This window comes from Streptomyces sp. L2, from assembly GCF_004124325.1.
Lineage (GTDB): Bacteria > Actinomycetota > Actinomycetes > Streptomycetales > Streptomycetaceae > Streptomyces.
This window is the reverse complement of the sequence record NZ_QBDT01000001.1, coordinates 6939680-6960148: the sequence shown is the minus strand read 5'-3', so window position 1 is coordinate 6960148 and position 20469 is coordinate 6939680. Positions and strand designations below refer to the sequence as shown.

The window sequence follows — 20469 nt, the reverse complement described above, 5'->3', positions numbered from 1 at the left end:
CCGCACACCGGATGGGCTTCACCCGATCGAGTGGCCGAGTTTTCCACAATCGGCTCGTTGTCCACGGATCCGCGGCGCGCCCTTCTGCCCAACCCGCCCGAGCCGTACCGTGATTCACGTGAGGCACAGCCGTCCGGCGGTTCCTGTGGGCCGACTGAGCTTCGATAACAGGGAGTAAAGACAAGCACATTGACGGTCCGTCGGATCTGATGGGGGAACAGATGAGGGGTGAGACGACAGAGGCGCTGCGGCCCGATGCCATCGGGTTGCGCGAGGTCCTGTTCCAGAGCGTCACGGCCATGGCGCCGGCCGCCGCGGTGGCCGCGTCCATCCCGTCCGGGGCGGCCTTCGCCGGCGGCAGCCTCCCATTGTCCGTGCTGATCGCTCTGGTGGCCTGTCTGTTCACGGCTTCGTGCGTGGCCGAGCTGGCCCGAGAGCTGCCCGCCGCGGGCTCGGTGGCCACATATGCGGCGCGCGGCCTGCACCCGGCCGTGGGCTTCCTGGTCGGCTGGGGCTACGTCTTCGTGGAGATGCTCGTTCCGCCACTGCTGCTCCTGCAGCTCGGCTTCACCACGGCGGGCACGCTGCACGAGGAGTGGACCGCCTACCCGGCGGACCTCTGGTGGCCCTGGTCGCTCGCGGGTGCCGCCGTGATCGCCGCCGCCGGCTACCTGGGCGTCCGTGCCTCGGCGAGGTTCGGCACGGTGCTGGGTGTCTTCGAGATCCTGGTCCTCCTCGTGTTCGCCGGCTGGCTCGTCATCAAGGCCGGCGGGGGCAACACGCTGTCGGTGTTCGGCACGTCGCACACCGCGGACGGCTATTCGGGGATCGGCGGGGTCTTCGCCGGGTCCGTGTACACCGTGCTGGCGTTCGCCGGGTTCGAGGCGGCGGCTCCGCTCGCCGAGGAGACCCGCGACCCCCGGCGGACCATGCATCGCGCGGTCCTCGGAGCGGCCCTCGGCATCGGCCTGTTCTACGTGGTCACGACCTACGCGATGACGGTGTACTTCGGTCCGGAGAAGTTCGCCGGCTTCGGCGCGTCGGGCGGCGCGTCCTGGGAAGGCGTCGCCCGGGCCTCCTTCGGCTTCTTCTGGGTGCTGGTCTTCCTCGCGGTGGTCAACTCCACGATCGCCAACGCCAACGCCTGCGCCAACGTCTCGACCCGGACGGCCTTCGCGCTGGCCCGCATCCGCGTCTTCCCGGCACTGCTCGCCACGCTCCACCCGCGGCACCGCTCCCCCGTCGCCGGCATCGTGGTGCAGACCGTGGTGGCGGTCGGCGCCGTCCTCGGGCTCGGCTTCGGCTACGACCCCATCACCGCGTTCCTGCTGCTGGCCACGGTGATCGTCACCGTCGTCATCGGCGTCTACATCGTCGTGAACCTCGCCTGCGCGGGCCACTTCCTGCGCGGGGGCCGCGCCTCGCTGAAGCCGGTACGGCACCTGCTGTTCCCGGTGCTGGGCATCGCGGCGTTCGTCCCCGCCCTGCTGACCGCGGCCGGGCTCCCGGTGTTCGACTTCGTCACCGAGCTGACCGCCCCGGTGTCGTACGCCGGCCCGATCGTCGGCGTCTGGATGGCGCTGGGCGTCGTCGTCCTGCTGGCGCTGATACGCCGTCACCCCGACCGGGTCGCCGAGACGGCCCGGGTCCACCTCGACGAACCGGCGTCCCACCCCGACCAGAAGGGAACCGTTCCACGATGACCGACCCCCGGATCCTGACCGTGCGCCCGGAACCGGACGCGTACGCGTGGACCTTCGGCGGCGCGCCCCCGGTGGCGCGGATCGCGCCCGGCACGGTCCTAGACCTGTACACGGAGGACTGCTTCGCCGGCCGGGTGCGCTCGGAGAAGGACCTCGTGTCGCAGGTCTGCGAGTTCCCGTTCCTCAACCCGCAGACCGGCCCCTTCCACATCGAGGGCGCCGAGCCGGGCGACACCGTCGCGGTGCACTTCGTGTCCGTCGAACCGGCCCGGGACTGGGCCGCGTCCACCACGGTCCCCCTCTTCGGCGCGCTGACGTCGACGCACACCACGGCGTCGCTGCAGCCGCCCCTGGAGGAGCGGGTCTGGATCTGGCAGCTGGACCGCACCCGGCGCACCGCTCTGTTCCGGGCGCGGGACAGCGACATCGAGGTGGAGCTGCCGCTGGAGCCCATGCACGGCACGGTGGGCGTGGCGCCCGCCAACCTGGAGGTGCGTTCGGCGCTGGTACCGGACGCGCACGGCGGCAACATGGACACGCCTGAGATGCGCGCCGGCGTCACCTGCTACCTGGGGGTGAACGTCGACGGGGCGCTGCTCAGCCTCGGTGACGGGCATGCCCGTCAGGGGGAGGGCGAGACGTGCGGCGTGGCGGTGGAGTGCGCGATGAACACAGTGGTCATCGTCGACCTGCTCAAGGACGTCGTCACGCCGTGGCCCCGGCTGGAATCGGACACACACATCATCTCGACGGGTTCGGCGCGCCCGCTGGAGGACGCGTTCCGGATATCGCAGCTCGACCTGGTGCAGTGGCTGGTGCGCGACTACGGCTTCAGTGAGCTGGACGCGTATCAGTTCGCAACCCAGACCGTCGAATCACCGTTGGCCAACGTGTGCGACACCAACTACACGTGCGTGGCCAAGCTCCGCAAGGAGTGGCTGCCCGCGCGGGAGACCTACCGCGGCGTGCACGCACGACTGCGGGAGACGGCCCGGACGCTCCGTCCCTGACGCAGTCCCGCTCCGTCCCTGACGCAGTCCCCGACCCCGTTCCCTGACGCAGGCCCCGACCCCGCCGCAGGTGACGCCTCGCAGGTGAACCCCTCCCCCCACCCCTGCCCCCCGAAAGGCACCCCACGATGGACATGGACCGGGCAAGACCGCAGCTGAGCAGACGCCGCATCCTGAAGGGCGCGGCCCTCGCCGCCGTCCCGTACGCACTGCTCCCCGCCTCCCGTGCCGGTGCGCAGACGCAGGCCGTCGACTATCCGCCGGCCGAGTGGCAGCCGGCGACCGCGTCGAACTACACGGCGTCGAACCGGCCGTCCTCCTACTCGATCGACCGTGTGGTCATCCACGTCACCCAGGAGACCTATACCGACACCCTCGCCATCTTCCGGAACCCGCAGAAGGCGGTGTCCGCCCACTATCTGGTCCGCTCGGCCGACGGACACGTCGCCCAGTGCGTGCGCGAGGCGAACATCGCCTGGCACGCGGGCAACTGGGACTACAACACCCGCAGCATCGGCATCGAGCACGAGGGCTGGATCGACCAGCCCGCGTACTTCACCGACGCCCTGTACGAGCAGTCGGCGAAGCTGACGGCTGCCGTCTGCGCCAAGTACGGCATTCCGAAGGACAGGGAGCACATCATCGGCCACATCCAGGTGCCCGGCACCGACCACACCGATCCGGGGCCCTACTGGGACTGGGTCCGCTACATCAGACTGGTCAATTTCGCCTAGGCCGGCGTCGGACCGGTTGTCCGCGCGGACGCCGGGCGTGACGATGGTGCCTGCCGTACACCGTCCGGGGAGGCCGAGTTGTCCGATCCATGGGTGGCCCTGGAACCGGGGGCCGACCCGGCCGAGCGGGTGCGGGTGCTGCGCCACGCGCACGAGACGTTCACCACGGTGGGCACGGTGCCGCGCCCGGTGCGGTCCGTGGTGGCGGAGTCGTGGCGGCGCAGCGCGCGGGCCGGTGTCGGGCCGGACGGCGCCGCGACCGTGGAGCTGTCCGACGGCGACCTCGGCTCCTGTCGCGCGGAGCATCCGCTGTCCCGGGTGATGCCGTTGTTCCGGGAGCTGTTGGGCACATTCGCGGCCGACGGGGAGCATCTCCTCGCGGTGTGCGACGCGCACGGCAGGCTGCTGTGGGTCGAAGGGCATCCGGCGACCCGGCGGCGGGCGGACGGGATGAACTTCGTGCCGGGGGCCCGCTGGGCGGAGGCGGCGGTGGGCACCAACGCGCCGGGCACGGCGGTGGCCGTGGACCGGCCGGTGCAGGTGTTCGCCGCGGAGCACTTCATCCGGCGGGTGCAGCCGTGGACCTGCGCGGCCGCGCCGGTCCACGATCCGCGCACCGGCCGGGTCCTCGGCGCCGTCGACATCACCGGCGGGGACGGGCTGGCGCACCCGCACAGTCTGGGCTTCGTGCGGGCGGTGGCGCGGGCGGCCGAGTCGCAGCTCGCCCTGCTCGCCCCGCCGCCCGGCGCCGCCGGCACCCCGGTGCTGAGCGCTCTCGGCCGCGACGAGGCCGTGCTGCGCCTGGAGGACGGACACCGGATCAGGCTCAGCCGCCGGCACAGCGAACTGCTGGTCCTGCTCGCCCGCCATCCCGAGGGCCTGACCGGTGACGAGCTGTTGTGCGCGCTGTACGCGGACGAGTCAGTGACACCGGTGACGCTGCGCGCCGAACTCGCCCGGCTGAGACGGCTGCTGGGGCCGGGCCTGCTCGCCTCGCGGCCGTACCGGCTGACGGCCGCGGTGGAGTGCGACGCCACGGTCGTGGAGCGGCGGCTGGAGACGGGCGCGCTGACCGCGGCGGTGGAGGAGTACGCCGGTCCGCTGCTGCCGGGCTCGCAGGCCCCGGCGGTCGTACGGCTGCGGCGCCGCCTCGCCGACGGTCTGCGGGCGGCGCTGATCGCGCACCGCGACCCCGATCTGCTCGCGGACTGGGCGCACGCGCCGTGGGGCGAGGACGACGTGGAGGTGTGGCGTGCGCTGGCGGCCGTCCGGCCCACCGCGCCGGCACGGGCCCGCCTGGCAGCCCTTGAGACGGAGCTGGCGGCGCCTTTGCTCACCGCTGCGGCCGGCCGCGCTCGCGGACAGCAGCCGGGTGCAACGTCCTCGCAACGTCCGCGCGCCTAGCCTCCCGCGAGAGCTGTCCGACGGCGGGCAGCGCTTCACCGGGGAGGCAGACCAGCATGACCCGTTACGCGGCGCCCGGCAGCGAGGGCGCGATCGTCTCCTACCAGGCGCGCTACGACCATTTCATCGGCGGCGAGTACGTGCCGCCGGCGCGGGGGCAGTACTTCGAGAACCCGTCGCCGGTCAACGGGCAGCCGTTCACCGAGATCGCGCGCGGCACCGCCGAGGACGTGGAGCGGGCGCTGGACGCGGCGCACGCGGCGGCTCCCGGGTGGGGCCGCACGTCGGTGACGGAGCGCTCCGACATCCTGCTGAAGATCGCCGACCGCATGGCGGCCCACCTCGAACCGCTCGCGGTGGCGGAGAGCTGGGAGAACGGCAAGCCGGTGCGGGAGACGCTGGCGGCCGACATCCCGCTCGCCATCGACCACTTCCGCTACTTCGCGGGCGCCATCCGGGCCCAGGAGGGGTCGCTGGGCGAGGTCGACGACGACACGGTGGCGTACCACTTCCACGAACCGCTCGGGGTGGTCGCGCAGATCATCCCGTGGAACTTCCCGATCCTGATGGCGGCCTGGAAAGTCGCGCCGGCGCTCGCGGCCGGCAACGCGGTCGTCCTGAAGCCGGCCGAGCAGACCCCGGCGTCCATCCACTACTGGATGAGCCTGATCGCCGATCTGCTGCCGCCGGGCGTGCTCAACATCGTCAACGGCTTCGGGGTGGAGGCGGGCAAACCGCTCGCGTCGAGTCCGCGGGTGGCGAAAGTGGCGTTCACCGGGGAGACCACGACCGGGCGGCTGATCATGCAGTACGCCTCGGAGAACATCAAACCGGTCACCCTGGAACTCGGTGGCAAGTCGCCGAACATCTTCTTCGACGACGTCTGGGCGCACGACGACGACTTCCGCGACAAGGCGCTGGAAGGCTTCACCATGTTCGCGCTCAACCAGGGCGAGGTGTGCACGTGTCCGTCCCGGGCTCTGGTCCAGCGCGGCCACTACACGGAATTCCTCGACGCGGCCGTGGCCCGCACCCGGCGGATCAAGCCCGGTCACCCCCTCGACACCGACACGATGATCGGCGCCCAGGCCTCCAACGACCAGCTGGAGAAGATCCTCTCCTACCTGGACATCGGCCGGCAGGAGGGCGCCAGGATCCTCACGGGTGGCGAACGCGTCGAGTACGACGGCGAGCTGAAGGGCGGTTACTACGTCCAGCCCACCATCTTCGAGGGCGACAACCGGATGCGGGTCTTCCAGGAGGAGATCTTCGGCCCGGTCGTCTCGGTGGCCTCCTTCGACGACTTCGACGACGCCGTCAAGATCGCCAACGACACCCTGTACGGGCTCGGGGCCGGCGTGTGGACCCGGGACATCAACACCGCCTACCGCGCGGGCCGGGCGATCCAGGCGGGCCGCGTCTGGACGAACTGCTACCACGCGTATCCGGCCCACGCGGCGTTCGGTGGCTACAAGCAGTCCGGCATCGGCCGCGAAACGCACAAGATGATGCTGGAGCACTACCAGCAGACGAAAAACCTGCTGGTGTCGTACTCCCCGAAGAAGCTGGGGTTCTTCTAGAGACTCATACAAGGGCGCCTGACCAGGCAAGTTGCCCGGCAGGCGCCCTCGTCACACTCGACCTGAGCTGTGAAGCGAATTTCGACCGCAGCTGCATTTGTTTCGCGGCGCCGATGTAGGTCCCGACGCCTCACGAAACAGCCGCCCGTCCGGTGCGACACTGAACGAGCCGCGCAGGCACCCCAAATGGGCGTTGATACTAGCGGGGTCGGTGTGCGGTGTGGGCGTCCGGATCGACGGCCCCCGCCTCTCGGTCAAGATGCCCACCTGCCCCGCGGACAGAGCGGGAACGGTCGAGGTCTATGACAGCGACTCGACGGCACCGGAGGCACATTCAACCTCCGCAAGGCCAGGGCGGCGCACGTCCCCGCCGGGCAGTACCTGGCGCCCGACGGCACCAGGACCGCGACACAAGCCGACGCTCAATTCAAGTGCCACACCGGCACTTGAGAGTCAGGAGGAATCACCTCCACAGGGCAAGCCCACCTGGGTGTGTCAGCAGGCCGGAGGAGTCACACGCATACTCACCGCGGGGCTCGATGCGGTGCAGGCGAACAGGCCTCTCGGCCATGCGGGGCACCCTTTCAGGTTGGTTCCCAGCGCGGGGCAGAGGAGCGGCGGCCGTGGGAGGTGTCTGAGCGGGGGCGGGCGGTCCGGTGGGCGTTCTTTCGGGGTCTGTATTGTCGTGTGGGTCTCCTCCGGCCCCGGGCCGGTCTCGCGCGCGCAGAACGGTCTTGTCGATGATCCTGGCGTACCTGCCCAGCCCGTCGCAGGGGGTGTGGCACCTCGGGCCGGTGCCGGTTCGCGCGTACGCGCTGTGCATCCTGGCCGGCATCTTCGCCGCCGTGTGGCTCACCGGTCGGCGGTGGGAGGCGCGGGGCGGCCGGAAGGACGACGTGGCCGACGTCGCGGTCTGGGCGGTGCCGTTCGGGATCCTCGGTGGGCGGCTGTACCACGTGATCACGGACCCTGAGCTGTACTTCTCGGCCGGGAAGCAGCCGTTGCACGCGCTGTACATCTGGGACGGCGGTCTGGGCATCCCGGGTGCCGTCGCTCTGGGCGCGGTGGGCGCCTGGCTGGGCTGCCGCCGGCGCGGCATCCGGCTGGCCGACTTCGCCGACGCGGTCGCTCCCGGCCTGGTGCTGGCGCAGGCGATCGGCCGGTGGGGCAACTACTTCAACCAGGAGCTGTACGGCCGGCCCACGCATCTGCCGTGGGCGCTGTACATCGACCCGGCGCACCGCCCGGCCGACTCCCCCACCGTCGCCCTGTACCACCCCACCTTCCTGTACGAGTGCCTGTGGGATCTCGGTGTCGTGGCGCTGCTGCTCTGGCTCGACGCCCGGCACCACCAGCGGCTGCGGCGTGGGCGGCTGTTCGCGTGTTACGTCCTCGCGTACACCACCGGGCGGGCGTGGATCGAGGCCCTGCGGATCGACCACGCCAATCATTTCCTGGGCCTGCGGCTGAACGACTACGTGTCCCTGGCGCTGTTCACGGGCGCCCTCGTGTATCTGGTCGCCACCCGCCGTCCGCGCCCGGAGGGCGACGTGCCCCGGCCGGACGCGGACGACGATGACGGTGACGCGGCGGCGGCCGTCAGGCCGTGTCGCGCTGCCGGCGGCGGAGAGTGAGGAACGTTCCTGTGGCGCCCGCTGCCACGAGGGCGCCCGCGGCGATGCCCACGGGTACCGCGGGGAACGGGGAGGCGTCCGAGACCGCCGCGGCGGTCTGCATCGCCGGGCCCGGGTCGATGCGGGCGGCGACCGGTGCCACGGGGCGGATCGGGCCGACCGACCTGACCGAGCCGTCCTGGTTGAGGAGCACCTGCTTGCCGTTGGGGTGACGGAAGTCGAACATGCCGGCCAGCGAGCCCGCCGTGGCGTCGAAGGAGTGGTCGCCGATCCGCGCGGTGTGCCAGTTGTTCTCGATGAACCGGATGATCGACGCCTGGTCGGTCAGGGTGTGCGACACCTTGTTGACCCTGCTGTACGGCGAGACCACGAGCAGCGGCTGGCGGGTGCCGGGGCCGCAGCGGTCCTGGTATCCGCCCGCGGCGGCGGGACCGGCCTGGCAGGCGGGGCTGTCGGTGGCCTTGCCGTTGGAGCCGGGGGTGGTGTCCGTCGAGCCGTTGCGCGGGGCGACGTAGGCGTGGTCGTACCAGCCGTCGGAGTCGTCGTAGGCGATGACGACGGCGGTGGACTTCCACTGCGGGGAGGACTGGACGGCGTTGATCTGGTCGACGAGGAAGTGCTGTTCGTCGATCGGGTCGGAGTAGCCGGCGTGGCCGTCCTGGTACGAGGGCGCCTTGACGAAGCTGACGGCCGGCAGCTTGCCCGCCTTCAGCGCGGCGTGGAGGTCGGTGAGGTCGTAGTTGTGGTTGGCCTGTCCGGCGTGGCCGATCTCGTCGACGCTCTGCGGCGGCAGGTGGTGCGGGTTGGCCGTCGACCTGTAGTACTGGAACGGGTCGTGGTGCGGGCTGTAGTCGACGACCGGGGCGCCGCCGACGTTGGCGTGCGTGGTGTCGCACTTCGCGTAGTGGCTCTGCTTGCCGTCCCAGGGGGTGGAGGGGCGGAAGCCGCCCTGGAACCAGCCCCAGCTCACGCCCTTGGCGTTGAGGACGTCGCCGATGTTCCTGCCCCGCATGGCCGCGAGCGCGTCACCGCTCGTGTGGTTCTTGCCGGCGCAGTCGTCGTAGGCCGGGTCCGGGTCGTTGATCATCGTGCCGACGCCGTGGGCGTCCGGGGACTTGACGGCGTACGGGTCGGGCGTGGAGGTCTGCTTGGGGTTCTCGGTACCGGACGCCGGGTCCGTGGAGATCACGCCGTGGGTCTGGCCCGAGACCACGTTGATGGCGCCGGGGGTGGAGGGGCCGTAGTTGGAGCTGTAGGAACGGTCGCTGAGGGCGTAGTTCTGGGCGTAGTTCCACAGCGCGGTGACGGTGTTGCCGTCGTAGTAGTCCATGGCCAGTCCGGGTTCGCCGAACAGGCCGCCACTGCACTTGTCGACCTCGGTGTTCTGTACGAACCGGTCGGCCTTACCGCCGTTGTAGGCGTACTGCTCGGGCCCGTAGGAGTGGTTCTGGTCGCACGTCATGGCCTGCGCCGGGCCGAGCCGCTTGGGCGGGTACTGGTTGGGGTTCTTCTTCAGCAGTCCGGCGTTGGCCAGGGTGTCGATGTGCTTCGGTGTCCTCTTCGACGCCGTGAACGGCGTCCCGTCGGTGTTGGCCGCCTTGGGGTAGGTGGCGAAGTAGTGGTCGAAGGAGATGTTCTCGTCGAAGAGGACGACCACGTGTTTGATCGGCGTGGCCGTCCGCGCGGGTCCGTGGTGCCCGTGGTGCCCCGTGGGCGCGGCGGCCCAGGTGGGCGCGGCCCCGCCGAGAACGGTGAGCGCGGCGGCGCCGGTGAGCGCCCCCAGGCTCCGTAGCACTGCTCGTCTTCCCCTGCTGGCCATGCTGATTCACCCTCCGGACATGAACGTCACCACATGAACATCACTGCATGAACGTCATTGCATGAATGCCACTGCATGAACGTCACTGCGTCGTACGGTCTGGGATCTTCAACCGGTGATACGGCGTACCGGCTGAGCCATGATGGCCCGCGAGTGAACACCGGGTCAGGGAAGCCAGGCCAATTCTTGACCGTCCATTGACCCATTCGGCCGAAATTGATCGCTGGGAGTCTGCTAAGTGATCAGCGTTCGCCCGTACCAGTCCGCGTGGTCGCGTACCCCGGGCAGGGTGAAGAAGTAGCCGCCGCCGAACGGCGTGATGTAGTCGGTCAGCGGCTCGCCCGCGAGGCGCTTCTGCACGGTCTCGAACTGCCGGGCCAGGTCCTGCTGGTAGCAGCAGAACAGCAGGCCCATGTCGAGGTTGCCGTTGCTGTCCATGCCCCGGTCGTAGTTGTAGGCCCGGCGCAGGAGGCGCTGGTCCGCCGTCCCGGGCGTGCGCGGGTTGGCGAGCCGGATGTGGCTGTCGAGCGGAATGACGTCGCCCTTGGGGTCGTCGGCGTAGTGCGGGGTGTCGTGCTCGGCGTCACCGTCCAGGGGCGCGCCGGACTCCCGGGACCGGCCGAACATCCGCTCCTGCTCGCCGAGGGAGACACGGTCCCAGAACTCGACGAGCATCCGGATCAGCCGTACGGCCTGGTAGCTGCCGCCGACCGCCCAGCCGGGCTCGCCCGCGCCCTTGCCGACCCACACCAGCCGGTCCATCGCGCGGCCGTCTCCGGCGTCGGGGTTGGCGGTGCCGTCCTTGAACCCCATGAGGTTGCGCGGGGTGCCGGACGGGCGGGGCGGGCTGCTGAAGCCGTCGAGGCGCCAGCGGACCTGGAGAGCGCCCCGGGTGTGCCGGGCGATGTCGCGCAGGGCGTGCAGCACGGTGTCCGGGTCGTCGGCGTGCAATTGTACGGCGAGGTCGCCGTGGCACCAGTCGGGGTTCAGGTCGTCGTCCGGGAAGGACGGCATGGTGGTCAGCCGGCGCGGGCGTCGGGCCGTCAGGCCGAAGCGGTCGTCGAAGAGGGCGGCGCCGACGCCGACGGTCACCGCCAGCGCGCCGGACGGGAGACTGCCGCCCAGGATCCCGGAGTCCGGCGGCGGGGCCGTGATGCCCTCCGGGGAAGGGGTGCCGCCCGAGGTCAGGAAGCGGGCCCGCTCGGTCAGCGTGCGCAGGACGTCGGTCAGCTCGGCGCGGTTCACGGCGGTCACGTCGAACGCGACGAAGGCGGTGGCCCGGCGGGGGGCGGCGATGGCCGACCGCTGGTGCGCTCCGTGGAAGGGCGCCACTGGTCCGGCACCCGAACCGGCAACGGCGACGGGTGCGCTGCCCGGCGCGGCCGCGCCGCCCGTGGCCAGCCCCGCGCCCGCGAGGGCCGCTCCGCGCAGGAAGCCGCGCCGGCCCACGCCACCGGCCCGGGCTCCCCGGCCCGCACCGGCCGGAAGCACGCCGTCCGCGTCGCCGGCGCCACCGGCCCGCATCTCCCGGCCCGCACCGGCCGCGAGCACGGCGTCCGTGTCGCCGTCCCGCCCGGACACCCCACGCCGGCCCGTGCTCGCCGGGAGCGCGCCGTCCCGCCCGGACACCCCTCCCCGGCCCGCGCCCGCCGAGAGCGCGCCGTCACGCCCGGACACCCCTCCCCGGCCCGCGCCCGCCGGGAGCACGCCGTCACGCCCGGACACCCCTCCCCGGCCCACGCCCGCCGGGAGCACGCCGTCACGCCCGGACACCCCTCCCCGGCCCACGCCCGCCGGGAGCACGCCGTCACGCCCGGACACCCCTCCCCGGCCCGCGCCCGCGCCCGCCGAGGGCGTGCCCTCTGCGTTCCCGGCCCGCCCGTTCATACCGTCCTCCGCGGATCGCACAGGGTGGCCACCGAGGCCAGACGTTCCACCAGGTCGCCGAGGACCGCGTTCACCTTCTCGCGGTCGTCGCGGCCCAGGCGGTCCAGCGGGGTCCACTCACCGTCGTGGTGGAAGGCGTCCAGGGTGTGCCGCGCGCGGTCCAGCCGGCGGACGAGGCCGGGCAGACCGGCGTACCGGGTGGTGAGCAGGGGGCGCAGCCGGGACAGGACCTCGCGGGTTCCGTCGAGGTTGGCGCGGGCGGTGGCGAGGTTGCTGCCGCTGCCGAAGTCGGTGCGGCCGGTCAGCTCGGACTGAACGGTGTTCTCCAGGATCTCGTGGGCCCGCAGCCCGAGCTGGGCCGGGTCCATGCGGGTCTCGGCCCAGTCGTCGCGCAGCGCGGTGACCGCGGTGAGCAGGGCGGCCGCCGGCGCTCGCAGCGCGTGCGCGGACTGGCCGTGCCACAGGCCGTACTCGACGCGGTGGAAGCCGGTGAAGTCCTTGTCGTGGACGCCGTCGGGCAGTCCGGCGTCCGTGCCGTTGATCCGTGCGTCAGCGGCACCGAAGGCGTCGTAGGCGGCCCCGAGCCGCTCGTACTCCAGGTGGGCCGGCAGCCATGCCGTGCGGGCCGCCGCCAGGTCCCCGCGGTCGATCGCGGCGCGCAGGCTCCGGGTCAGCCGGACCACTTCGTCGAGACCGTGGCCGACCCACTTCTGGTAGCCGATCGCCGGCGGGATCAGATCGTGCTCGGTGACCGGGGCCGCGCTCGGACCGATCGTGCCGGCGGTGACGTGGACCGTGGGCCCGGTGACGGCGTCGGCGTCGTCGGGCACGCACTTGAACGCGTACGACCCCTTTCCGATGCGCACGGTCAACTCCCGTGTCGTACCTGGGCCGACGCCCTCCACCTCGCCGTACACGGCCTCGCTCCGCGGGTCCTCCAAATACACCTCGGCGGCCGCGTCGGAGGTGTTGCGCAGGTCGAAGACCTGGACGCCGGGCACGGGGCGGGTCCAGCCGCGGCCGCACCGGCTCGGCGACACCTCGACGGTGGTGTGCGTCGGGCCGCCGTCGGCACGCGCGCCGTGCGTCGCGCCGCCGGTCAGCGCGAGCACCGTGCCCAGCAGGGCCAGGGCGAGGAGCAGCGCGCCCCCCGTCCACAGACGTGCCGCCGGCGGTGGCCTGCGGACGGACACGGGCATGTTCGAGCCTCCCGGACGACGCGGAACACGTGCTGCGACCGCTCATGCTACGCAGCCGCGATCGGCGAACACCCGCCCGAACGGGACGGATGCCAAGAGTTCCCCGTGGATTCACCGGACGGACGACGCCCCGGCCGGTCCCGGGAACAGCACCGGCACCGGCCCGGGGCGTCGTACCGGTTCAGCCGTCGGACTCCGACGACGGGAGGTAGGCGCCCGGTACGTCCTTCGGCGCGAAGATCCTGCGCTCGCCGGGGTACGGCTCGGTCCAGTTGTGCGTCTCGTACCAGGTGAAGTGGTTCATCTGCGCGGGGTTGGCGTAGTCGGGCACGGCGTGCGGGCCGGTGAGCCGCTGGCGCGACTTCCACGTCTGCCACGTGGCCGCGAGCGCCCGCTCGGCCGCCGGTACCTTCGCGGCGGGCACCGCGGCCGCGGCCGGGTTCTGCGGTGCGGGGGTGTCCACGCCACAGGCGGGCGGGGTCTTCAGGCCGGCGGTCAGCGGGATCCGGTTGGGCAGCGCCGTGAACGGCCTCGGGTCCGGGTGGCGGGTGAAGGCCGCGCGCATGGGGGTGGCCGCGCTGTCCTTCTGGTTCATCGGGTGAATCCCCAGGATCTGCTCGATGGTCCGGATCATCGTGATCTGCGAGTAGTAGAGGCTGTCGACGCTGCCGTGCCGGGCCCAGGGGCTGATGATCTGGATCGGGGCGCGGTGGCCGTCGACGTGGTCGAGGCCGGCCTGGGAGTCGTCCTCGACGACGAAGACCGCGGAGTCCTTCCAGTACCTGCTGTGGGAGATCTCGTCGACGATCCTGCCGGTGGCGAGGTCGTTGTCGGCGACCTGGGCGGGGGCGCTCGCCGGGCCGCCGGTGTGGTCGCTGGAGAGCCAGAACATGTTGAGGTTCGCCGGCCCGTTCTTCTCGAAGTCCCGCTTCCAGACCTGCTCCCGGTAGATGTCCGGGACGCTCGTGTCGAACTTCGGGAACCCGTGCACCGACACGGAGTCGAGCGACGGGATGGGCGAGGACGAGTTCAGCGGGTAGGCGGTGTCCTGCCCGGTGGCCGCCATGGTCTTCGCGTCGCAGTACAGGTTCTGCCAGCTCGCGCCCGACGGCTTGGCAAGGAACTGCTGGAACTCGCCGAAGTCGCGCACGGACTGGCCGGCGGCCTGCGCCCCGGTCCACAGGAAACCGGTCCGCTGGTGGCCGAGGGCGTCGTCCTCGGTGTCGTAACTGCGCGCGTACTCGCCGGCCGAGGACTCGGTGTACTCCGGGTCGTCGGCCTGCATCAGCCAGTTGTGGCCCTCGGCGGAGTTGGTGCCGATGTCGTAGGTGTTGTCGTACAGGCCGAACTGACGGGTCAGCGCGTGCTGGTTGGGGGTCACGTTCTCGCCGAACTCGGCCAGCGAGGGGTCGCCCTCGCCCTCCGGTATGTCACCGAAGAGCTGGTCGTAGGTGCGGTTCTCCTTGACGATCAGGAAGACGTGTCTGATCGTCGAGGGGTCGCCGAGCCGCACGGGCACCGGCACCGGTTTCGCGGGGTGTCCGCCCTTGCTCGTGGTGACGGCACCGTGGCTCCAGCCGTTCTGCCGGAAGACCTTGGCCGTCTGCGACCGGATGACGCTGTCGTCGGGCAGCGTGAACCGCTGCACGCTCGACGTCGTGTCGTGGGTGCCGTGCCCGGCCTCGTGGCCGGCCCGGCGGGCGTCCATGCCGCGGGTGTTGGAGACGACGACCTGGTCGCCGACGGTGGCGATCTCGGCGGGGAAGTAGTCCGTGGGGAGCAGGCCGACGTAGCTGACCGGCTCCTGGGCCGTGGTGTACCGGTAGACGGCGACCGCGTCGGCGCGCCCGAGCGTGACGAGCAGGTGGCCGTCGCCGGTGAGCGTCACCGCGTCCGGCTCGTAGCCGACGGAGGCCTCCGGCCAGGGCTGGGTGGCTATGGTCTGTACGACCTTGTCGCGGGCGGTGTCGATGACCGACACGTCGTTGCCGGCCGTGTCGGTGACGAACACCGCGCCCTTGCTCGCGTACAGCGCGGTCGGGTGCAGGCCTACGTCGATGCCGGTGACGGCGGCGTCCGGGTTCGCCAGGTCGATGACGCCGACCGTGCCGGTGGTGGTGGCGCCCGTCTTCGGGTCGGCCGGCACCTGGGGGCCGCAGGAGTTGAGCGTGGTGTCACCGGGCTTCGCCGGGCGGCCGCCCTCGTTGCCGACGTAGAGCTTGCCGCCGGCCTTGACCAGGTCGCGGGGGGCGTTGCCCACGGCCCAGCTCCGCTCGATCGCGCCGGTCGCCGCGTCGAGCGCGACGACCGCTTCTGGCCGTTGACGGCGGAGTAGACGGTGGATCCGTCGGACGAGAACACCGCCTGGCCGACGAGCGCGTGCCGGGCGCCCTGAGCCGGAACGGGCACGGACACCGGGTCGGCGAGGCTGCCGTCGGGACGCACGGTGAACCGGGTGTAGCCGTCGGTCTGGCCGAGCCACAGTTGCGTGCCGTCGGGCGAGTAGACGGGGCCTTCCTGGCCCACGGAGTTGCTCGCGATGCGCAGGTCCGCCGACGCGGAGGCGCCGACGAGCTGCTGGGTCTTCCAGGTCTTCAGGTTCACGATGGCCAGCGCGGCCCCGCCGTCGGTGACCGAGGCCGCGAGGTGGGTGCCGTCCGGACTGACCTCGGACGACATGATCTTGCCCTCGTCGATGACCAGGCGTTCCCCGTACGGGGCGATGTACTGGTCGCTGGAGACGACCCGGCCCCGCGCGGTGACCTGGCCGACCTGGTCGGTGCCGAACCGGTGGGTCTGGGCGAAGGCCGTGCCGGCGGCTGTCAGGGCGGGCGCCGTCACCCCTGCCGTCAGGAGGGGTGTACGGCGGCGGCCGACGCGTCTTCCGGGAAAGCCGGACCGCGCCTGTTCGGCCCGCCTGCGACGGCGTGTCACCTGCATGGACTCATCCCTTCGAGATGGTGGAGAGCAGATCGACGGTGCCGTCGAACTGCCAGAGCGGGTTGGGCGCGTCCCCGGCCGGGGTGTGCACCGGGAAGTAGCCGTTGACCTCTTTCGGTCCGTCGCCGTCGGCGACGAACCGGCCGTCCGCGGTGACGTCCAGCTGGTAGACGGCCTGTCCGGTGGCGTCGACGCCGGGCAGGTGCCAGGAGACGACGCACCGCCAGTCGTTGCCCGGTCCCTGGGCGGCGAGCCGGCCGGCCCCCTTGGTGCACGCGGCGGTGGCCCGCAGCCGCGCCTCGGTGACGTCGGGGCGGTGCAACTGGCGGGCCTGCACCCGGTAGAGGTGGGCGAAGGCCGTGGCGAGCGACCGCTGCACCTTGTCCTGCCGGATGCCGGAACCGGCGGACGGGATCGCGGCGGCGACGACCACGACGGTGAGGGCGACCAGGGCGGCCGGTGCCAGGAGCGCGGCGGCACGTGCGCGGCGCCCGGCACCGGCCTGGACCGCGTGGGTGAAGTCGCGCCGCAGGAACAGCAGATGGGCCGGCGCGGTCGCGAGGACGGCCCAGGTCAGGCTGACGGCGCTGGAGATCAGCAGGGGGCCGGTCCGCACCAGGTCGGTGAAAAGGCCGTTCCGGGCGACGAAGGCGTAGCTGGGCAGGGCGAGTCGCACGGCGACGGGCAGCGGCAGCAACTGGGCGAGCTGCAGTGCGAGCGCGACGGCAACGGGCAGCAGCAGGCCCATCGGGCCCCCAGCGTGACCGACCCGAGGAGGCCGACGCCGGCCAGGGCCAGGGTGGGGGCGAGCACGCAGAGCCAGGCCAGGAGGACCTTCCCGGCCGCGTCCGACGGGGCCAGCGCGTGGCCGTCGAGGCCCACCAGTGGCCGGTCGCCGACCGCCACGAACCCGCCGGCCGTGCTGGAACAGGCCAGTCCGGCCACCAGCAGCAGGATGACGAGGACGGGCGCTAGTCCGCTTCCCTGGCGGGCACTTGGCCGGGCATCGCCGGATGGCGCGCCAGGACGAACACGCCGACGACGATGCCGCTCAGCCCCGCCGCCTCCCAGGCGAGCGCGGCGACGTCGGTGCGCAACTGGTCGCCGAGGAATCCGATGCCGCAGGCGATGCCCGCGAGCGGTTCGGCCGCGGTGAGCGCCGGCAGCGACATGCGCAGCGGCCCCGCCTCGAAGGCGCTCTGCACCAGCATCAGACCGGTGACGGCGAGCGCGATCAGGGTGTACGGCTCCCAGCGGACGAGCAGGGCGAGGAGCCCCTGACTGCCGAAGACGTCGATGGACACCCGGGTCAGGGCGTCCTGCAAGCCGTAGAGGAGGCCGGCGGCGGTGGCCAGCAGCGGTGGCTCCTCGAACAGGGGCAGGTGACGGGCGGTGGCGATCAGCAGGAGGGCCAGGCCGATGACCACGCCGATGACCAGCCATCGCCGGAGGGTCCCGATGTCCTCCGCGGTTCCGGCGCTGGGCCTGCCGGCCAGGGTGAACGCGGCCACTCCCCCGCCGAGCAGCAGTACGCCGACCCAGCCCGACGAGCCGAGGCGCTGGCCGCTCAGCCGGCTGGCCAGGGCGAACGCGAACAGGAGGTTGGTGACCAGCAGCGGCTCGACCTGCGACAGCTCGCCCTTGCCGAGCGCGACCGCGCTCAGCAGCTGCCCGACGACCATGCAGGCGATGCCGCCGAGCCACATCCGGCTGTGCGCAAGGTCCCACAGCAGGCGGAAGTGCAGGACGTCGCCGACGGGCGCCCGTTCGGCGGCGTGCTGCTGGAGCACGAAGCCGATGCCGAGGGCGCACGCGGCGGCCAGGCCGAAGACATAGATCATGCGCGCTACCCGTCGTGTCCCGTGCTGCTACCGGCCCCCCGTGCCACCCCGTCCCGCCCGCCCCGTCTGCCCCGCCCGGCTCGCGCCGTCACGGCCCGTCCTCCGGGGGTTCGCCGTGCAGCGGATTGGGGGGCGGGTCGAAGTGCACGCTGATCTTCTGGAAACCCTTGAACGCCTCGGTGGTGACGTACGACCGATAGGCGCGGCGGTCACCGGCGCTGAGGTGCACCCGGTCGGTGAACGGCGTCATCAGGCTGCGCGGCCAGAGCCGCATGATCCGTACGGAGTCCACCTCGGCCGCCGTGAGGAAGATCAGCGCCGCCACGTACAGCCAGGCCAGCAGGCCCAGGACGATGCCGAACAGGCCGTAGGTGGCGGTGGCCCCGCGCAGGACGTGGCTGACGTAGTAGGAGCCGACCCACTGCAGCGCCTGCCAGGCGCAGGCGGCGCCCACGGCCGCGCCGGTCAGCCGGCGCAGCGGGAGTCTGCGGTGGGTCAGCAGCCGGTAACTCACCAGCAGCAGAGCGGTGTTGAGGCAGATCGAACCCGCCGTGGCGGCGATCCAGGTCCAGCTGCCGTTCTGCAGCCTCACCCCGAAGAGGTACTTCTGGGAGGCGGCCACCGACAGGAGGGTCAGGGCGCACAGCCCGCACGCCAGGAGCAGTAGGAACACCACGCCCTTCAGGCGTGAGCGCAGGGGGTCCGGGCGGGCGTGCCGCGGGACCGCCCAGATCTTGTTGAGGGCGTACTGCGCGGCCTGGGCGACGCCGAGGGAGCCGTAGAGGCTGCCCGCGATACCGACGGCGAGGGCGACGCCGCTGCTGTGGAAGGAGTGGATGTTCTCCCCGAGCTGGTCACCGATGACCGGGAACTCGCCCAGCGCCGAGTCCAGCACCCGGTGCTGCAGGTCGGGATTGCCGCTCAGGAGCGTGTTCAGGACGGCGACGAGGATGAGCAGCAGCGGGAAGAGCGAGAGGAAACCGTAGTAGGTGAGCAGGGAGGCGAGGTACAGCGCCTGGTCGTCGTAGAACTTGTAGACCACGGCGAGCGGCAGGCCGATCCAGCGGTGGCGGCGTTGGTAGCCGTCCACCCGCTCCAGGAAGTCCATGCGTCACGCCCCGTGCCGTCTCACCGCAGTCCGGTCGGCTGCGCCGGTGGTGCGGTTCGACGCGGCGCAGCGATCATAGGTCGGTCCGTGGTGGCAGGTGCTCGTTGTGCCAGGCGATGGCGCGCCGGATGTCGGGCTCGTGCAGACCGGTGCGGCAGCCCAGCTCCAGCAGGCTCAGCACCGGCGGGCCCTCGGTGAGGGCGCGGTCGATCTTCGCCGCCCACAGCTCCTCCTGGGTGAAGGGGCGGTGCCGGTAGTTCTCGCGCAGGGCGGCGAAGTGGGCGGGGCCGCACGCCGTGATGCGCCTGAGGCCGTCCCAGCAGTCGTTGCCCGGGCTGACGGCGGAGGAGTCGGGCACGAATCCCTGGACCGCCTCGCCTTCGGCGAACGTCGCCCCGCACAGGTCGCACAGCTCCAGGCGGATGATCTCCGCCGGGCGCTCCTTCCTGCGTCTCCTCGTCCTCTTCCACTTCCTCATGGGGTCTCCTGCCGGCGGGTGGGCGGCACGTGCGCTCTCTGTCCGGAGTCTCCCGCCGGGCCGTGGCGAAACGCCGCGGGCGAGGGTGCGGCCGATACTCTGCGCAGGCATTTTTTCTGTCTGTCATGATTCGGCCGCTCCTTACCCGGTCACGCGTGAGGCGTGCGAAGAAGTTCCGTCGGATGGAGGAGGCTCCGCGTGTCCGAGGCGCCGTGCTGAGCCTGCCCCTGGCCGTGCTGGCGGCGATCGCCAACGCCGTCGCCTCGGTGCTGCAGCGCAAGGCGGCCCAGGACGAGCCGGACAGCGAGACGCTCAGCTTGCGGCTCGTGTGGCACCTGCTGCACCGGCGGGTGTGGCTCGGGGGCGTCACCTCGATCATCGTCGGGTTCCTGCTGCAGGCGGCGGCGCTGGGACACGGTGAACTGTCCGTGGTGCAGCCGGTGCTCCTGCTGGAGCTGCCCTTCACCCTCGTCCTGTCGTCGCTGGTGTTCGGCAGCCGCCTCGGGGTCCGGGAGTGGGGCAGTTCGGCCCTGATGATCGCCGGGCTGGCGGGGCTGCTGTTCTTCCTGTCCCCGTCCCGCGGCTCCAGCGCACACGTCACCTGGCTGATGTGGGTGCTCGCCTCGGCGGTGAACGTGGCCGTGGTCGCCGCCGCGGTGGCGTGGGCCCGCCTGACCGGTCCCGGCGCCCGCAAGGCGGCCCTGCTGGGCGTGGCCGCGGGCTGCGGTTTCGGTTTCACCGCGGCGCTGATCAAGGGCATGACGGTGACGTTCGACCACGGCGCCGGCGCGTTGTTCGCCGGCTGGCAGCCGTACGCCATGATCGTGACCGGGGCGGGGTCGATGTTCCTCCTGCAGTCCGCGATGCACGCCGGGCGGCTGCTGGCCAGCCAGCCCGCGCTGACGATGTCCGATCCGGTCGTGGCGATCCTGTGGGGCGTCGTCGTCTTCGGCGAGGAGGTCCGCGGCGGGGTCTACATCGCCCTGTCGGTCGTGGCGGCGGGGGTCGTGGCAGCCGCCGTCGTCGTGCTGACGCGTTCCCCGCTCCTCGCCGGCGCGGCCGGGCGTAAGGAGCAGGGAGCCCCCGGTGGCGACGGACCCTGCGAGCGGGCCGGCCGATGAGGGCCGGTGCC

Annotated in this window: 13 protein-coding genes and 2 pseudogenes; 7 read left to right on the top strand and 8 right to left on the bottom strand. The window is 71.9% G+C overall.

Features of this window, described 5'->3' with window-relative positions:
* The first annotated feature begins 221 nt into the window (after window positions 1–221).
* The 6 genes from DBP14_RS31210 (at window position 222) to lgt (ending at window position 8065) form a co-directional block, all read left to right on the top strand.
* Complete coding sequence (locus DBP14_RS31210; RefSeq protein ID WP_129310820.1) at window positions 222–1703, top strand: APC family permease; 1482 nt, start codon at window positions 222–224, stop codon at window positions 1701–1703.
* A complete protein-coding gene (locus DBP14_RS31205; protein ID WP_129310818.1) occupies window positions 1700–2713 on the top strand; it encodes an acetamidase/formamidase family protein in 1014 nt (337 codons plus the stop codon). Before DBP14_RS31210 ends, DBP14_RS31205 begins: the two co-directional genes overlap by 4 nt.
* Window positions 2714–2847: 134 nt before the next feature.
* The gene (locus DBP14_RS31200) at window positions 2848–3447 is read left to right on the top strand and encodes an N-acetylmuramoyl-L-alanine amidase (RefSeq protein WP_206739386.1); all 600 of its coding nucleotides are present in this window, start codon (window positions 2848–2850) and stop codon (window positions 3445–3447) included.
* 78 nt (window positions 3448–3525) lie between these two features.
* Window positions 3526–4851, top strand: coding sequence for a helix-turn-helix domain-containing protein (locus DBP14_RS31195; RefSeq protein WP_129310814.1), 1326 nt, complete (start codon window positions 3526–3528; stop codon window positions 4849–4851).
* A 56-nt stretch (window positions 4852–4907) separates the two neighbouring features.
* Window positions 4908–6431 (top strand): aldehyde dehydrogenase family protein, encoded by a 1524-nt coding sequence (locus tag DBP14_RS31190; protein ID WP_129310812.1) that lies wholly within the window; start codon window positions 4908–4910, stop codon window positions 6429–6431.
* 740 nt (window positions 6432–7171) lie between these two features.
* Window positions 7172–8065 carry a prolipoprotein diacylglyceryl transferase gene (lgt, locus tag DBP14_RS31185; RefSeq protein WP_241741079.1) on the top strand — a complete coding sequence of 298 codons (894 nt, stop codon included), beginning with the start codon at window positions 7172–7174 and terminating at the stop codon, window positions 8063–8065.
* Here lgt and DBP14_RS31180 read toward each other — a convergent pair.
* The 8 genes and pseudogenes from DBP14_RS31180 to DBP14_RS31145 all read right to left on the bottom strand — a co-directional run bounded on the left by DBP14_RS31180 (window position 8031) and on the right by DBP14_RS31145 (window position 19337).
* Window positions 8031–9884, bottom strand: coding sequence for an alkaline phosphatase family protein (locus DBP14_RS31180; protein ID WP_129310810.1), 1854 nt, complete (start codon window positions 9882–9884; stop codon window positions 8031–8033). The genes lgt and DBP14_RS31180 overlap by 35 nt on opposite strands.
* A gap of 234 nt (window positions 9885–10118) precedes the next feature.
* A complete protein-coding gene (efeB, locus tag DBP14_RS31175; protein WP_241741078.1) occupies window positions 10119–11561 on the bottom strand; it encodes an iron uptake transporter deferrochelatase/peroxidase subunit in 1443 nt (480 codons plus the stop codon).
* A gap of 206 nt (window positions 11562–11767) precedes the next feature.
* Window positions 11768–12970 carry an EfeM/EfeO family lipoprotein gene (locus DBP14_RS31170; RefSeq protein WP_129310808.1) on the bottom strand — a complete coding sequence of 401 codons (1203 nt, stop codon included), beginning with the start codon at window positions 12968–12970 and terminating at the stop codon, window positions 11768–11770.
* A 181-nt stretch (window positions 12971–13151) separates the two neighbouring features.
* Window positions 13152–15910 (bottom strand): annotated as a pseudogene (locus tag DBP14_RS31165) (alkaline phosphatase family protein).
* A 4-nt stretch (window positions 15911–15914) separates the two neighbouring features.
* Window positions 15915–16885 (bottom strand): annotated as a pseudogene (locus DBP14_RS31160) (ABC transporter permease); the annotation flags it as partial.
* Complete coding sequence (locus DBP14_RS31155) at window positions 16882–17751, bottom strand: DMT family transporter (RefSeq protein WP_129310806.1); 870 nt, start codon at window positions 17749–17751, stop codon at window positions 16882–16884. The pseudogene DBP14_RS31160 and the gene DBP14_RS31155, both read right to left, overlap by 4 nt.
* A gap of 88 nt (window positions 17752–17839) precedes the next feature.
* Window positions 17840–18859: a YihY/virulence factor BrkB family protein gene (locus DBP14_RS31150; protein ID WP_129310804.1), complete on the bottom strand. Its 1020-nt coding sequence runs from the start codon at window positions 18857–18859 to the stop codon at window positions 17840–17842.
* Between the two features lie 73 nt (window positions 18860–18932).
* Window positions 18933–19337, bottom strand: coding sequence for a hypothetical protein (locus DBP14_RS31145; protein WP_129310802.1), 405 nt, complete (start codon window positions 19335–19337; stop codon window positions 18933–18935).
* 182 nt (window positions 19338–19519) lie between these two features.
* On the opposite strand from DBP14_RS31145, the gene DBP14_RS31140 reads away from it, so the two are divergent.
* Window positions 19520–20458, top strand: a complete 939-nt coding sequence (locus DBP14_RS31140; protein WP_164992444.1) for a DMT family transporter — start codon at window positions 19520–19522, stop codon at window positions 20456–20458.
* Window positions 20459–20469 lie beyond the last annotated feature (11 nt).

Coding starts and splice junctions, on each gene's coding strand:
- DBP14_RS31180 (WP_129310810.1), bottom strand. CDS start 9,884: ATGGCCAGCAGGGGAAGACGAGCAGTGCTACGGAGCCTGGGGGCGCTC.
- DBP14_RS31145 (WP_129310802.1), bottom strand. CDS start 19,337: ATGAGGAAGTGGAAGAGGACGAGGAGACGCAGGAAGGAGCGCCCGGCG.
- DBP14_RS31210 (WP_129310820.1), top strand. CDS start 222: ATGAGGGGTGAGACGACAGAGGCGCTGCGGCCCGATGCCATCGGGTTG.
- DBP14_RS31190 (WP_129310812.1), top strand. CDS start 4,908: ATGACCCGTTACGCGGCGCCCGGCAGCGAGGGCGCGATCGTCTCCTAC.
- DBP14_RS31205 (WP_129310818.1), top strand. CDS start 1,700: ATGACCGACCCCCGGATCCTGACCGTGCGCCCGGAACCGGACGCGTAC.
- DBP14_RS31155 (WP_129310806.1), bottom strand. CDS start 17,751: ATGATCTATGTCTTCGGCCTGGCCGCCGCGTGCGCCCTCGGCATCGGC.
- lgt (WP_241741079.1), top strand. CDS start 7,172: ATGATCCTGGCGTACCTGCCCAGCCCGTCGCAGGGGGTGTGGCACCTC.
- DBP14_RS31170 (WP_129310808.1), bottom strand. CDS start 12,970: ATGCCCGTGTCCGTCCGCAGGCCACCGCCGGCGGCACGTCTGTGGACG.
- DBP14_RS31150 (WP_129310804.1), bottom strand. CDS start 18,859: ATGGACTTCCTGGAGCGGGTGGACGGCTACCAACGCCGCCACCGCTGG.
- DBP14_RS31140 (WP_164992444.1), top strand. CDS start 19,520: ATGGAGGAGGCTCCGCGTGTCCGAGGCGCCGTGCTGAGCCTGCCCCTG.
- DBP14_RS31200 (WP_206739386.1), top strand. CDS start 2,848: ATGGACCGGGCAAGACCGCAGCTGAGCAGACGCCGCATCCTGAAGGGC.